Source organism: Pseudomonas sp. B21-021 (assembly GCF_024749205.1).
Lineage (GTDB): Bacteria > Pseudomonadota > Gammaproteobacteria > Pseudomonadales > Pseudomonadaceae > Aquipseudomonas > Aquipseudomonas paraglycinae.
Genome location: NZ_CP087192.1, coordinates 3291546 through 3306139 on the forward strand (window position 1 = coordinate 3291546; position 14594 = coordinate 3306139).

At 59.7% G+C, this 14594-nt stretch carries 11 protein-coding genes; 1 reads left to right on the forward strand and 10 read right to left on the reverse strand.

Annotated elements, in window-relative coordinates:
• Nucleotides 1–63: 63 nt before the first annotated feature.
• Nucleotides 64–2469: a glucose/quinate/shikimate family membrane-bound PQQ-dependent dehydrogenase gene (locus tag LOY31_RS14595; RefSeq protein WP_258711731.1), complete on the reverse strand. Its 2406-nt coding sequence runs from the start codon at nt 2467–2469 to the stop codon at nt 64–66.
• 270 nt (nt 2470–2739) lie between these two features.
• Nucleotides 2740–3873, reverse strand: coding sequence for an aminotransferase class V-fold PLP-dependent enzyme (locus LOY31_RS14600; RefSeq protein ID WP_221533278.1), 1134 nt, complete (start codon nt 3871–3873; stop codon nt 2740–2742).
• A 148-nt stretch (nt 3874–4021) separates the two neighbouring features.
• Between LOY31_RS14600 and LOY31_RS14605 the strand changes: the two genes are divergently transcribed.
• Nucleotides 4022–4633, forward strand: a complete 612-nt coding sequence (locus LOY31_RS14605; protein WP_085603664.1) for a dTMP kinase — start codon at nt 4022–4024, stop codon at nt 4631–4633.
• A 199-nt stretch (nt 4634–4832) separates the two neighbouring features.
• Here LOY31_RS14605 and LOY31_RS14610 read toward each other — a convergent pair whose 3' ends face one another.
• From LOY31_RS14610 to LOY31_RS14645, 8 genes are all read right to left on the reverse strand, one after another.
• A complete protein-coding gene (locus LOY31_RS14610) occupies nt 4833–5348 on the reverse strand; it encodes a cupin domain-containing protein (protein ID WP_258711732.1) in 516 nt (171 codons plus the stop codon).
• Between the two features lie 214 nt (nt 5349–5562).
• Complete coding sequence (gene msrA / locus LOY31_RS14615) at nt 5563–6030, reverse strand: peptide-methionine (S)-S-oxide reductase MsrA (protein WP_221533276.1); 468 nt, start codon at nt 6028–6030, stop codon at nt 5563–5565.
• Complete coding sequence (locus LOY31_RS14620) at nt 6023–6949, reverse strand: homocysteine S-methyltransferase family protein (protein ID WP_221533275.1); 927 nt, start codon at nt 6947–6949, stop codon at nt 6023–6025. Before LOY31_RS14620 ends, msrA begins: the two co-directional genes overlap by 8 nt.
• Nucleotides 6946–7923: a glycine betaine ABC transporter substrate-binding protein gene (locus tag LOY31_RS14625; protein ID WP_258713606.1), complete on the reverse strand. Its 978-nt coding sequence runs from the start codon at nt 7921–7923 to the stop codon at nt 6946–6948. Before LOY31_RS14625 ends, LOY31_RS14620 begins: the two co-directional genes overlap by 4 nt.
• Nucleotides 7924–8010: 87 nt before the next feature.
• Nucleotides 8011–10065, reverse strand: coding sequence for an ATP-binding cassette domain-containing protein (locus LOY31_RS14630; RefSeq protein ID WP_221533333.1), 2055 nt, complete (start codon nt 10063–10065; stop codon nt 8011–8013).
• 486 nt (nt 10066–10551) lie between these two features.
• Nucleotides 10552–13320, reverse strand: a complete 2769-nt coding sequence (gene metC / locus LOY31_RS14635) for a cystathionine beta-lyase (protein WP_258711733.1) — start codon at nt 13318–13320, stop codon at nt 10552–10554.
• A gap of 21 nt (nt 13321–13341) precedes the next feature.
• Complete coding sequence (locus tag LOY31_RS14640) at nt 13342–13998, reverse strand: glutathione S-transferase family protein (RefSeq protein WP_221533273.1); 657 nt, start codon at nt 13996–13998, stop codon at nt 13342–13344.
• Complete coding sequence (locus tag LOY31_RS14645) at nt 13995–14591, reverse strand: cysteine dioxygenase (RefSeq protein WP_127798165.1); 597 nt, start codon at nt 14589–14591, stop codon at nt 13995–13997. Before LOY31_RS14645 ends, LOY31_RS14640 begins: the two co-directional genes overlap by 4 nt.
• Between the last annotated feature and the right edge of the window lie 3 nt (nt 14592–14594).

Below are 14594 nucleotides of genomic sequence, written 5' to 3' on the forward strand. Positions count from 1 at the left end.
ACATGAAACGACGCGGCACCCGAAGGTGCCGCGCACAAGTGAAGTGAAGGAGGGCGCTGCGGTTTACGGCAGAGCGTACGCCATCACGTAGTCGCCACGGTCGGTCGACTGACGAGCACCACCGGCGGTGATGACCACGTATTGCTTGCCGGTTTTCGGCGACACATACGTCATCGGGCCGCCTTGGCTGCCGACTGGCAGACGCGCTTTCCAGACTTCTTCACCGTTGCCGCTGTTGAACGCGCGCAGGTAGAAGTCCTGGGTGCCGGCGATGAAGATCAGGCCGCCCTGGGTCGACAGCGTGCCGCCGAGGGTTGGCAGACCGATCTTGATCGGCAGGTGCATGCGGATGCCCAGGGGACCTGTGTCTTCAACGGTGCCGACCGGAACTTGCCAGGCGACTTTCTGGGTTTTCATGTCAATGGCGGTCAGGGTACCGAACGGCGGGGCCTGGCACGGAATGCCGGCGACCGACAGGAAGCGGTTTTTGTTCACTGCGTAAGGCGTGCCTTTCAGCGGCACGGCGCCCATACCGGTGTTCAACGCTTCGCCACCAGAGGTTGCCTTGCCTGTGTTCTGCGACGGGATCATCTGAATCCACAGACCCAGGCGCATGTCGTTGACGAAGATGAAGCCGTGTACCGGGTCAGTCGAGATGCTGCCCCAGTTCATGCCGCCCAAAGAACCCGGGAAACTCAGGGATTTGTCAGTACCCGGCGCGGTGTACAGACCGTCGTAACGCATCGACTTGAAATCGATCCGGCACAGCAACTGGTCGTACGGCGTGGCGCCCCACATGTCCGATTCGGTCAGGTGTTGAGCACCGATCTGCGGCATGCCCACCGATTTCGGCTGGGTTGGCGAGTAGGGTTCGTTCGGAATGTTCGACGCCTTGACCGGTACTTCTTTAACCTCGGTCAACGGTTTGCCGGTGGCGCGGTCGAGCACGTAAATCTGCCCGGCCTTGGTGCCGATCACCACCGCCGGAACGGTTTTACCGTCCTTGGTGAAATCGATCAGGCTTGGCTGCATCGGCAGGTCGAAGTCCCAGAGATCGTTGTGCACGGTCTGGTAGACCCACTTTTCTTCGCCGCTGTTGGCGTCCAGCGCCAGGATCGAGGCGCCGTAGGTGTGATCCAGTTTGCTGCGCTCGACACCATAGATGTCGGTGGACGAGCTGCCCATCGGCAGGAAGATCGTGTTGGTCGCCGGGTCATAGGACATCGGCGCCCAGCTGTTCGGCGTGCTGCGCACATAAGTGCTGCCGTCTGCCGGTGCCTTTTTATCCTGCGGATTGCCCGGGTCGAATGCCCAGCGCATCGCGCCGGTCATCACGTCGAAACCACGGATCACGCCGCCCGGCATGTCGGTCTGCACGTTGTCGGCCACACGACCGCCAACCACCACGGTGGTGCCGGCCATCAGCGGCGCGGAGGACAATTGATAGTAGCTGTCCGGGACATCACCCAGACCGGCTTTCAGATCGACCTGGCCGTTGTTGCCGAAACCCTGGCAGAACTCGCCGGTGTCGGCATCGACCGCGATCAGGCGGGCGTCGATGGTGTTGGTCAGCAGACGGCGTGTGCAGTTGGCGGCGGGAGCGGCCGGGGTCTCGGTAACCGGCGAACTGGCCGGTTTGGCGACGGCGGCGCTGGCGTCGAAATACGCCATGCCACGGCAACGCTGCCAGACTTTGGATTGAGCGTTGATCGCGTTTTTCCAGAGTTCTTTGCCGGTATCGGCATCCAGCGCGATCAGGTTGTTGTGCGGGGTGCAGATGAAGACTTTGTTGCCGATCTGCAGCGGAGTCAGTTGGTCCTCGGCACCGTTGCCGTCGCTCTCGGCGATATCGCCGGTGTGGTAGGTCCACGCGACTTTCAACTTGTCGACGTTGCTGCGATTGATCTGGTCCAGCGCGGCGAAGCGGCTGCCACCCTCGGTATTACCGTAGTGCGCCCAGTCTTTCTGCGCCTTTTCCGGCTCGACCGGCGTCAGGCCCGGGCCAGTGCCGGTAGGGGCGACGGTCGGGTGCGCGACGAACATGTTGCCGGCAGCCACCGCCAGTCCAACCGCCAGAACAGCCGCAACGCCGTAAGCACCGCGACCTGCAACGTCACCATTGGCGCGTTTGAGCAGCGGATAGACCAGCGCGACCACCAGACCCACCGCGCTGAACATGAACAGGCGAGAGAACACCGGCCAGAACACCAGCCCTGCGTCGATGACTGCCCAGATCGCCGTCCCCAGCAGGAACGCCGCGAACAGCCAGGCACCGGAAGGCTTGCGGCGTGCGATCAGCAGACCGGAAATGGCCATCGCCAGACCACCCACCAGGAAGTACCAGGAGCCTCCCAGGCTGACCAATTTCACACCGCCAGCGGCCAGTGCCAGGCCGAGCAGGGCGATGATCACGCCCAGCCCGACCAGAATGAATGTTGATATGCCCGAGAGGCGTTGACTCTGCTTCACGTTGAATGTCCCGTTGAAATGAGGAGGGCATTATATAGTTAGGTAACTACCTAGTTAAATCACTAATTCAGAATGAAAGGGGTTTTGGCGCTAAATGGTGCGACGAATCGACGCTGGCCTTGTCATCGCGGATCCTCAGCGGCTATTGGAACGGTGGAAAAGTCTTTTATTTGCCAGCGGATATGGAATTTATGACAGGTTGATCAGGCTTGTTGGTTCCCGCCGCACAGAATCGGCGGGAACGGTATTGGCTGTGGGCGAGGTGAGGGCTTAGCTAACCATCACCTCATCCAGTGCCTGCTCAAGGGTGCTGACCGTACGCTCGATGTTGTACAGCTTTTCGAGTCCGAACAGACCGATGCGGAAGGTCTGGAAGTCAGCCGGTTCGTCGCATTGCAACGGCACCCCGGCGGCGATCTGCAAACCGTGGCTGGCAAATTTCTTACCGTTTTTGATATCGGCATCATCGGTGTAGCTCACCACGACGCCTGGGGCCTGAAAACCGGCTGCGGCCACGCTTTTGAAGCCTTTGCCGGTCAACATGGCGCGCACCCGATCGCCCAGAGCCTGTTGTTCGTCGCGGACCTTTTCGAAACCGTAGGCTTGCGTCTCTTTCATTACGTCGTTGAACCGCGCGAGGGAATCGCTGGGCATGGTCGCATGGTAGGCATGTCCGCCTTGTTCGTAGGCCTGCATGATCTGCAGCCACTTTTTCAGGTCGCAGGCGAAGCTGCTGCTTTGCGTCTGCTCGATGCGTTCGAGGGCCAGAGCACTGAACATCACCAGGGCGCAGCACGGGGAGGCGCTCCAGCCTTTTTGCGGTGCGCTGATCAGCAGGTCGACGGCGCACTTGTGCATATCAACCCAAAGCGTGCCGGAAGCGATGCAGTCCAGCACGAACAGCCCACCCACCGCATGCACGGCGTCGCCGACGGCCCGCAGGTACTCGTCGGGCAGGATAATTCCTGATGAGGTTTCAACGTGGGGGGCGAAGACAATCTGCGGCTTTTGCGCCGCAATGGCTGCCAGCACTTCGTCCAGTGGTGGCGGGGCGTAGGCAGCCTGGCGACCCGTTTCGACCGGTCGGGCTTTCAGTACCGTAGTGGCCGCCGGGATGTTGCCCGTCTCAAGGATCTGGCTCCAGCGATAGCTGAACCAGCCGTTGCGTATCACCAGACATTGCTGGCCGGTGGCGAACTGGCGCGCCACCGCTTCCATGCCGAATGTGCCGCTGCCCGGAACCACCGCAACCGCCTCGGCGCTGTAAACCTGTTTCAGGGTCTGGGAAATGTTCTTCATCACGGCCTGAAATGTCTGCGACATGTGGTTGAGCGAGCGGTCGGTGTAGACCACGGAGTACTCGATAAGCCCTTCAGGATCGATTCCGGGATATAGCTTTGACATGGGGTGGCTCCTTATGCGATTCCCTGGCAGTCAAAAGGTCTGGCGAACATCATTGGGAAGCAAGTCTAGGCAAAGGGCAGGGATGAGCTGATTGAATTACAGAAATGAAGATAGAGTGGTCACCAATGCCTCAATCGTTGTGTGAAAAATGAATCGTCCGCTGTTTATTTCTCTGGATGGGCCAAAAGGAACCGGCAAAACCACATTATTGGAAGCCGTCACGGCAGTACTGAGGGCCGACAACAAGAAAGTCATCCGGCTTTGCGAGAGAAAAAGCGATCCTTACCGGGGTGCCACCATGGCCCTCGTTAACGAACTCGCCAGAAATCCCTCCCGGGACCTGGAGTGGGCTGTGTGTCAGCGCTTTGCTGAGAGCCGCAGTTGGATCTCCCGGCACGTGCTGACTGAACAACCGCTGGACAGCATTATCCTGATCGATCGCTGGTATCCGTCTGACGCCGCGTTTCGCCATACCGTCTCGTTTGCAGAGATTCTCCAGTTGAATATCGAGCAAAACGTGCAGGTGCCAGACCTGCATGTCGGAGTCGTCACCACGCCGGATATTTCATGGGCCAGGGCAACGGCACGATCCAGAGGACTGGGCGGTACTGTGATTCAAAAGCACGCTGAGCATGTCGCGTGTACGGAGATGTTTGAGCAAGCGGCTGCGGATCACGGCTGGGTTTTGTGCCGTAATGAAGGAACGATCGAAGGCGCTACGATGCAGGTGGTTTCTGAGATCTATGAATTGTTTAGCTGATTGCCGAGGTGGGTCACCGAGGTTTCGGTAGGGATTGGTAAAGTTCCGCCCAGACACATCATTTAACATAATATACATTACACGTAACAAAGTATTACGGAGTCAGTACGGTTGCGCACACCATTTCAATCTCTGGCATCTCTCTCAAAGGACCTGATCCTTGATGCCTGCTGATCTCTCTATTTGAAATGTGCTGCTCTCAATCCTCGTCACGCGTCAGCTTTTCAATCAGCGCTCGATACTGCGGATACCGCGCTGTGAGTTTCCGCCGATTCCCCATTTCCATATCCGCGAAATCAAACCCTGGTGAAACCGCTTCGCTGATCAAACCAAATCCGTTCTCGCCATTCAGCAACCTGGAGGCTTTCCAGATTCCGCCCGGTACGTGCAATTGCAGTTGTTGTCCGGCCAGAACGTCGCTGCCCATCACCAGCGTCTGCAGCGAGCCGTCGGCATGAATCAGGCTGTACTCGATGGCATCGCCCATATGGAAATAATGCAGGATGTCTGACTGGTTGAAATGAAACTGGCCAACCGGTGATTCTTCGGTCAACAGGTAATAAATCGACGTCATCAAATAACGCGGCCCACCGGCGGTTTCGAGCATGTCCCGATGATCGGCCTGGTAGGTTCTGCGAAAGAAACCACCCTCGACGTGAGGCTCAAGGTCCAGTGACGCAATCAAGTTCGATGCAGTAATCGGGCGTGGATTCATGACCTGCTCCATCGTTTCAATACGATCTGTAATAACTCGACTAAACATCTATTTAGTGTAGTTAACTGTATTTCGACGATTTTAATCACTTTTATACACCCTTACCTGCCCGTATTCCTGTGGATTCACTCTTGCGTCAATTTCGGCTTGCCCCATTCGCCGACCCTTGCGATTGCAACGCCTCGGCCGTGACGGCAAAAGCGTTGCATATGCATCAAATCGAACAGGCGCTGCCACCGTGCTTTTCAAGGTAGCGCTGATGTTCTTCATCCGCCTTTTGAAATTCACCCAGTGGCAGGATCACCGTAGCCACTGGCTTGCCCAACTGGCCACTGGCGTCCAGCTGCTGCCTGGCGACAAGTGCCAGTCGGGACTGCTCGGTACTGTTGAAAAACAGCGCGGAACGGTATTTCGCCCCGACGTCCGCACCCTGCCGGTCGACTGACGTGGGATCATGCAGTGTCCAGAAGTGCTCGACGAGACGGCTGTAGGAAATGAGCCGGGGGTCGAAGTCGACTTGCACGACTTCGATCAGGGTGGCGTCACCCAAGTCTGACCGCGCGAACCCGACACGGGTGTCGAGCACACCCGGCAATGCCCGGAATGAAGCTTCCGCTCCCCAGAAACAGCCGGCACCCAATGTCGCCTGCTCTGACAGAACGTCGCCTGAAAAATCACTCATGCGCGGCCTCCTCACCCTTTTGATAGTGCAGGTGCAAATGCAATTGGGCGATATGCTCCGGGCCGATTCCACAGCATCCGCCGACAATGCTGGCCCCTGCGGCAACCCATGATTTCGACCAGTCCAGGTAGGACTCGGGGCCCAGATCGCGCCGAATTTCCAACAAATCGCTATTGGCCTCGGCTTTGGCACTGACAGGGGGGAAAGCATTGGCATAAACCCCCAGTTCGACAGGATGATCCAGGTTTTCAATCACAGCGCGTGCCTCAATCAAGGCCGCGGCCATCACTTCCGGCTGGCTGCAATTGAAGAGCACCGCTTTAGCCCCCAGTTCGGCCGCCACGCGAACCGCATCGGCAACGGCCTCGTTTGAGCGTAATCGCGGTTCCCGCCCCTCTTCGTCCAACAGCGTGAATGACACCCAGAGTGGCGCGGGATTCGTTCCGAGGGCTTCGACCACCGCCCGCACTTCAGCAATGGAGCTTTGCGTTTCGGCCAGCCACACATCGACGTGCGCCTGCAATCCAGCAATGAGTTCGCGGTGGATCGCTACTGAACGCTGATGATCGAACAGATCCGGCCGGTACGACCCCAACGCCGGCGGCAACGACCCGGCCACGGTGACCGCATCGGTACTTTCGCCGGCGGCCTGCCGCGCCAAGCGTCCGGCGCGCTCAGCCAGCGCTCTTCCCTGTTCGGCAAATCGCTCATCGCCAATGTGAAAAGGCACCACCGCATAGCTGTTGGTGGTGATGATCCGGGCGCCCGCTGTCACGAACGCCTGATGCGCCTGCAGCACATACTCGGGCGCTTCGATCAGCGCGAGGGCCGACCATTCCGGTTGACGGAACGGCGCGCCGATTCGCTTCAACTCCCGCCCCATGCCGCCATCGAGCACACGTACGTTCGCTCTGGTCATTGGGATGAACTCACTTGCTGCGCCTGCCCTGCAAACCACTGATCAACAGTAGAAGGGTTGGCTTGAACCCAGGCCTTGGCGGCGACGTCTGCTGGCTGTTTTTCCTTTTCGATCTTCTGGATCAGTCCGTTCAACTGTGCCGGGTCGATGGCGAAATTGTGCAGAAACTCGGCAATTTTCGGTGCGCGCTTTTGCAGTGCGGTGGAAGCCAGGACGTACACCTTGGCATCCGGGAAGGCGCAGGTGATGTGGCTCTTGTTCAGCCAGTCGGGATCGACGGTCGGGCTGACGAATTTCCAGCAGCCATCCGCCTTGTAAAGAGGATCTTCTTTTTTGTTGTCCTGGGCGTAGCCATCGAACGCGGGCTCTTCCAGACGACGCAGATCATAGGCCGAGAAAATCCAGTCAGGGGTATAGGCGTAGAACACCACGCCGCGTTGCGCCTTGTAAGCCGAGGCCAGTTTGGCGTAAGTCACCGAGGCTTCCGTCGAGACGGACTCGAATTTATCGGCGAAGCCGTAATCCTTGGCCTTGATCTGGCCGATATAGGTCGACTCCCAGCCCGCCGGCCCCACCAGCAGTTCGGCCTTGCCGCCGCCCAAAGGCTCGAAGAGCTTGGCCACTTCCGGTTTTTTCAGGTCGTAGATCGATTTGACGCCGTACTTGTCTTGCAGATAACCGGGAATGTAGAAGCCTTGTTCGCCGGTATAAGGGTGAGCATTGGGCACCAGTGAGCGGGTGCCGCCGGTGACGTACTTGGCCCACGCCGCCGACTGATTGGGCAGCCAGATGTCCGTCAGCACATCCACAGAACCGTCGCCCTTGGCCGCCGCACTGAACAGCACCGGCACGTCCCCGGCCAGATACGACACATCACCGTCCAGACGGGTTTTGATCACCTCACCCAAAATGTGTTGAATGGCGATAGCCCCCGTCCAGTTCTGCTCGCCAATGACAATTTTGTCCTTGGCCATCACGCTGGCCGGCACGATCAGGGACGCCAGCACTGCAGCCGCACTCAAGTTACGCAATAGATGTTTTGCCACGATAAGTCTCACTGTTCAGTTATGCAGATGGTCTTGCTTGCGCAAGCTCGATTGAATGATTCGATCGGGGATCAATGCACACAGCACGATCGCCACGCCGGCCAGCACGCCCTCGCCGCCCTTGATATTGCGCAACGCCGTCATGACGTCGTAACCCAGTCCTCCAGCGCCGATCAGGGCAGCAACCACCACCATCGACAGGCTCATGACAATGGTCTGATTAATCCCCAGCAACAGTGATCTTCGCGCCAGCGGCAGTTGCACCTTCACCAGGGTTTGCCAAGGGTTCGCTCCATGGGCGATTGCCGCTTCCACGGCATCCTTCGGGACTTCCTGAATGCCCAGGGACGTCAGACGAATCATCGGTGCCAGGGCAAAAATCACCGTCGCAATGACTGCCGGAGTCTTGCCCACCGAGAAGAACGCCACAGCGGGAATCAGGTAGACAAAGGTCGGCAGGGTCTGCATGACATCCAGCAAAGGCGTGAGCAGCCTGCGGGCAAACGGCCGCTTCGCCAGCAAAATGCCGGTGGGTACGCCGATCACCAGTGCGATCAGCACCGACGAACCAACCAGCGCCAGCGTGGCAATTGTCCGCTCCCAAAACCCGAACAGGCCGATATACAACAACGCTGCGCTGCTGGTGAGCGCCAGGGCCATGCCCGCCGAGCGCCAGGCCAGCAATACCAGCGCCAGCGCGCAAACCGGCCAAGGCAGCCAACCAAGCAGGGATTCGATTCCTTCAATGACCGTGCGAACCGCAACGATCACGCCGACAAAAGCGCTCTCGAATGTCACCTGTGACCAACCAATAAAATCATCCAGGCTCTGTGCAGTCAGTAACAGCGCCTGGCGGCTGGCCGGGAACTGCAAGAACGCCTGGGTGGTATCGGGCGTCAACACGCGCCAGATCACCAATGCCTGACTGACCAGCAGCACCGCCAGCGGCAACGCCCAACTCGAAACGGCGCGCCGCACCGGTTGACGGCTCAGCGAATACGCGGTGAAACGACTGGCCGCCAGCAAGGCCAATCCCACCACGACCGATATCCAGGATGCGCTCGCGATGCCCTGCACCGCAGTGGCCAGAGCCGCGAGTTCTGCGGCGAACCCGAGCCAGAACAACCCGCCTCGGCCCCGCGCCGCCAGCGCTGCCGGCCCGAGCAACAGGGCTTGCCAGCCGCGCAAGCCCGGCTGAACCGGTTGCTCCTTCGGTGCCGTTTCGGGAACCTGACGTACCGCGCCACCGGCATCGTGCAATACCGGTGCGGCTGGAAGGCAATCGCGGAAAAAATCCGCGACCTCAGCATCGGCCGGTGTCTCGAGCAGCTGTTTCGGGGTGCCCGACTGCACCAGACGTCCCTGGCGCAATACCGCTATCCGATCAGCGAGACGGACCGCTTCGGCAGGATCGTGGGTGACCAGCAACGTGGTAATCCCGCGCTCGCGTACCAAGGCCAGAAAGTGCCTTTGCAGGTCTCGCCGGATGGTCGGATCCAGCGCGCTGAAAGGCTCGTCCATCAGGAGAATATCCGGATCAGTCACCAATGCCCGCGCAAGACCGACCCTTTGCTGCATACCGCCGGACAACTCGTGGGGATAATGCTCGCCCCATCCCTCAAGGCCCATCGCCTGTAACTGTCGGGTGGCCGCTGCGTGCCGGACGGCCTCGGATTCGCCGCGCAACTCCAGAGGCAGCGCAACGTTGTCCAGCACCGTGCGATGGGGCAAAAGACCAAAATGCTGGAACACCATGCCGATTCGCCGCGAGCGCAAATCCCGCAACGCTTTGTGGCTCAGACCGCTGATAGCCTGACCTTCAATCAAGACCTCACCGCTGGTGGGTTCGATCAAACGATTGATATGGCGAAGCAAGGTCGATTTGCCGCTGCCGGAGGTGCCCATCAGGCACAGCACTTCGCCGCGCCGGACCTTCAAGCTGACATGGTTGACAGCCGGCAACGGCGATCCGCCCTTGCGCAGATAAGCTTTAGTGACGCCTCGCAGTTCCAGGACAACATCGCCCTCCTCGGCGCTATCGTCGGTGAGTGGGGCCAATCGTTCAGGCAAGCCGACCTGTACCGCTGCCAAAGAGGTTTTAATAAGTGTCACGAGGGCTCCCGGCAACGAACCGCTGACGGCCAGATATATGGCCGTTCAGGGTAGAAAAAATGGACAGGAGCCTCAGGCAATAACCGCGGACAGGGTTGGCCTGAGGCAAAAAAACGCCGCAAGCGAGGCGCTGCACGTTTTCTTTGCTAAAAGCTAAACGATCTTAAAAAGATTAAATAAATATCTTTTTGGAATGAGCTTAGGCTTTCCCGCCCGGTTTTCCGGAGGTGCTTTTCAAAGCGATCTGGTTTTGCTGCGTGCCGACCGCCGGACGTGCTGCGCACCGACAACGATCCTGTATCGCAGGCCCAGAGCCGTGCCGGTCAACGCTTGATCGACTCATCGACGGGCTGACATCCAGCAGCAGACTCAGCCCGGTTTTGATGGAGTGTTCCGCGCCTGTGCAGACGCTACCTCAGAGCCCCCTCACTGAGTGAGCGAACATCAAACGGCACGACCTTGATCCCTTTCCAAAGCCGCAAACCCGCGCTGCAGATCTTCAATCAAGTCGGCGACATCCTCCAGGCCGACGTGCAAGCGCAACACCGGATTCAATAAGCGATCCGCCGCACTGTCGCGATCGCCGGTATCGGCCACGGTGATCAGACTTTCAAAACCGCCCCAGGAAGCCCCCAATCCGAACAGTTGCAGCGCATCGATGAAACTTTCCACGTACGCGGCGTCCGTTTCACGCAATTCAAAGGACAGCAGGCCATTGCTGCCAGTGAAGTCCCGGCGCCACAAGGCATGGCCGGGATGATCGTGCAAGGCCGGATGGAACACCTGCTTCACCTGCGGGTGTGCCTGTAACCAGTGGGCGACTTCCAGAGCCTGACGCTCGTGCACTTGCAGTCGTGACGCGAGCGTTCGAGCGCCACGCAGCACCAGATACGCATCGTCAGGGCTGACGGTCGCTCCAAAGCTGTCGCTCATGGCCGCCAGTGCGGGCCATGCGTCTTCGGTCATGCAGACGCTGCCCATGACCACGTCACTGTGGCCGCTCAGGTATTTGGTCAGTGCCATGATCGAGATATCTGCACCGAGCGCCAAGGGACGGTACAGGTAACCGGAGCCCCAGGTATTGTCGACAGCCAGCAGGATACTTCGCGGCTTGCACAGGGCAGCCATGGCCGGCAAGTCGCACAGTTCATACAACAACGAGCCAGGCACTTCGGTGTAGACCATTCGGGTATTGGCTTGCAGCCGGGCCTCCAGGTCACGGCCGTCGGCCGCGAAATAGCTGACTTCAATGCCGAAGGGCTGAAGAAACTCCCGTGCCAGGCGTCGCACCGGCGCGTATACCGCGTCGGTGATCAGCACATGATCACCGGGTCGCAGATAAGCGAGAAACGTCTGTGCGATCGCTGCCAGCCCGGTACCGTACAAGCGCGTGCGATACCCACCCTCCAGCTCGGTGACCAGGTCTTCGAGGGCGAACGCCGTCGGATTGCCGCGCGCGCCATAACTCAGTACCCGCTCGCTATCACGACGAGCACTGGCGTCACGCATTTGCGCCAGGTTGTCGAACAACACCGTACTCAAGCGAGTCACCGGCACATTGACTGCGCGGCCACCGGCCCCCTGGGCCAGTGCCGAATGCACCAGCCGCGTATGCACGTGCGACCCCGGACGTGCCTGCACCTGCAACGGTTCGAGACTGGCGATTTCGTCGGCGTTCATCTGCGCCAGCAAACCGATTTCCCACGTCAGGTATTGACGCGCTGCGTCCTTGTTGCCGGAGTGGCGGTCATGGGTAAAGAACAGAAAATCAATACATTGCTCATCAGTGAGCGCGTCCGGACTTTCCTGCACGGCAAAACCGGCCGCACGCCAGGCATCAAGGCCGCCGTCCAGCAGCCGTACCTGCGCGCGCTGAGCTTGTGGCAGTTCCTGTGAGGCGAGCGCAGCCAGTTGGGCAACCTCGGCCAACAGCACCAGCGGCCGCTGCTCGCCCGCCACGTGTTGTGCGAGCAAGGAGCGAATCGACCAGCGCGCCCCGGCAATGTGGCCCTTGCGATAAGTCATGCTCGGCCGCAGATCGATCAGCGCGACGGCGTCATCCTTCAGTGCATCGGAAAGTGCCTGCGCCGTGATCAGGGGCAATGCCTCGTGGGCGACCCCATCGCTTTCCGGCAGCGACAGCGTGCTGCTCACACCCCCTGCCAGCACATAGGCTTCATGCCCCGCCTGACGCAGCCAGCTCGCGACAATCCGGGCGCGGACACCATCGCTGTCGATCAGCACCAGTCGCGCCTGGCGCACGCCGATATACAGATCGGTCGATTGAACCAACTGACCGCCTGGCGTGTGTTGCGCGCCCGGCAGACTGCCGGCGGCAAACTCTTCGGCGGTGCGCACATCACACAAAAACAGACTGCGATCAGCATCGCCGGCCCATTGCTCGACCTGTGCAGCCGTCACTGTCTCTGCGCCGGCTCTTTCGGCCAGTCGGGCAGCCGCCAGGCGCTGTGTGGTCAATGGCGCTGCGGTCACCGACTCGGCATAACGCCGGGTGCTGCCGTGCTCAAGCTCGAAGTCCTCCAGATACCAGCCTTGTGTGCCGTTTTCCAAGGCGTACACCGGGTTCTTCAATCCGAGGTTGATCAGGGTCTGCGCACCGATAATGCTGCGGGTACGACCGGCGCAATTGATCACGATCGGCGTGTCTTCGTCAGGCACCAGGTCATGGATGCGATACCCCAGTTCGCCATTGGGGCAGCACACGGAACCAGGAATGGTCATTTTGTAGTATTCATCGAACGGCCTGCCGTCGAGCAGCACCAGAGGCTCGCCTCGGGTTTGCCATTCGGCCAGTTGTTGCGCGGTGACATGGGGGGTGTGATTGACCTCTTCGACCAATTCGCCAAATGCCTTGGATGGCACATGCACGCCGGCAAACAACTGATGACCGGCGGCCTGCCACCCATCGGCACCGCCCTCAAGAATATGCACGCGGTCATACCCCAACGCCTGAAGGCGCCGCGCGGCACGCGTGGCAACATCGCCGCCGTTCTGGTCATGAATCACCAGTCGCACTTGAGGGTTGGGCGCCAGTCGCCGAACCTCCAGTTCCAGCCGGCTATAGGGCAGATTGACGGCAAAGAACGGATGGGCTTCGCCATACTGGCCATGTTCACGCACATCGAACAGGGCAATTTCCTGCCCGTCGAACAGCCACTGCTGCAATTGCGCTGGGGTTACGATCTGACTCATGGGGTTGCGCTCGAAAGAAAATTATTGAAGCGCCAGAGCGCGTTCACTGGCCGCCACGTCGCGGCCCTTGGCATACGCACGTTGAATGGCCGGGCGCGCCTTGAGGCGTTCGCGCCAGGCCCGAATGTGCGGAAAATCCTGCAGTTCCTGCCCCTGTCGCTGCGGCTGAATCCACGGGAATATCGCCATGTCGGCGATGGAATAATCACCGGCCACGCAGGGCACTTCGGACAACCGTCGCTCCAGCACGCCATACAAGCGCGCCGCCTCGCCCGCCAGCAGTTCCAGGGCAAACGCCTGCGGTTGCGGCGCCTTCTCCTTGAACAGCTGCAACTGACTCAGGTATGGCGTGACGTGCCCCACTTGCCAGAACAGCCATTCCTGCACCTTCTGACGTTCGGCAGTGCCCGCCGCTGGCAGGAATCGTCCGGCCTTGTCGGCCAGATAATTGAGGATGGCACCGGATTCGAACAGGCTCAGCGGTTCAATCAAGCCGTGAGGCGCATGATCGACAATCGCCGGAATCCGCCCGTTGGCGCTGATGCGCTGGAATGCCGCCTGCTTCTGTTCACCCTCACGGATGTTGACTGGCAGCACGCGGTACTCCAGCCCCAGTTCTTCCAGGAGAATGCCGACTTTCAAACCGTTGCCGGTCGGCCAGTAATACAGATCGATCATGCGTAGGCCTTGATCGACGGCGCCATTTGCGAGGCGTTGTAGTTGAGAATGCGCCCGTCGGCCTCAACGCCGTAACGCCCGTTGAGGGATTCCAGCGGCAAGCCGTACAAATGGAAATGCAGGGTCGGCTGTTGGCCATCGACACGAATCCCGTGCAAGTCTTCACCCAAAAACGAGATTGAGGTGCCGGGCTGCACGATGACTTCCTTTTGCAGGTGCAACGTGGTGAAACCAGGCTCGCGGCCCTCATCGCTGCGGGTATAGACGTAGTTGATTTCCTGGCCTTCGATGGCACTGATGATTGCCCAGGTCTCGTGGTTGTGGGGGATGGTGCTTTTGCCCGGCAGCAGCGAGTTCAGGTACAGCGTCGGGGTGTCGCCGTCATCGTTGAGACGGTAGCGGAACGCGGTGCTGCCCTGCCCCGGCACCGGCGCCGGGAATTCATCGAAGTTGAACAGGTCGCGGCGTTCGGCGAGCGTTTCCAGCAGGCTGACGATTTCGTCCAGCGCAGCGCGGTCGACGCCCCGTTGATGGATGACGCGGACTTTCTTCAGGAAGTCCTCGATGACATCGGCACGGTTCACGGTACTCATTAA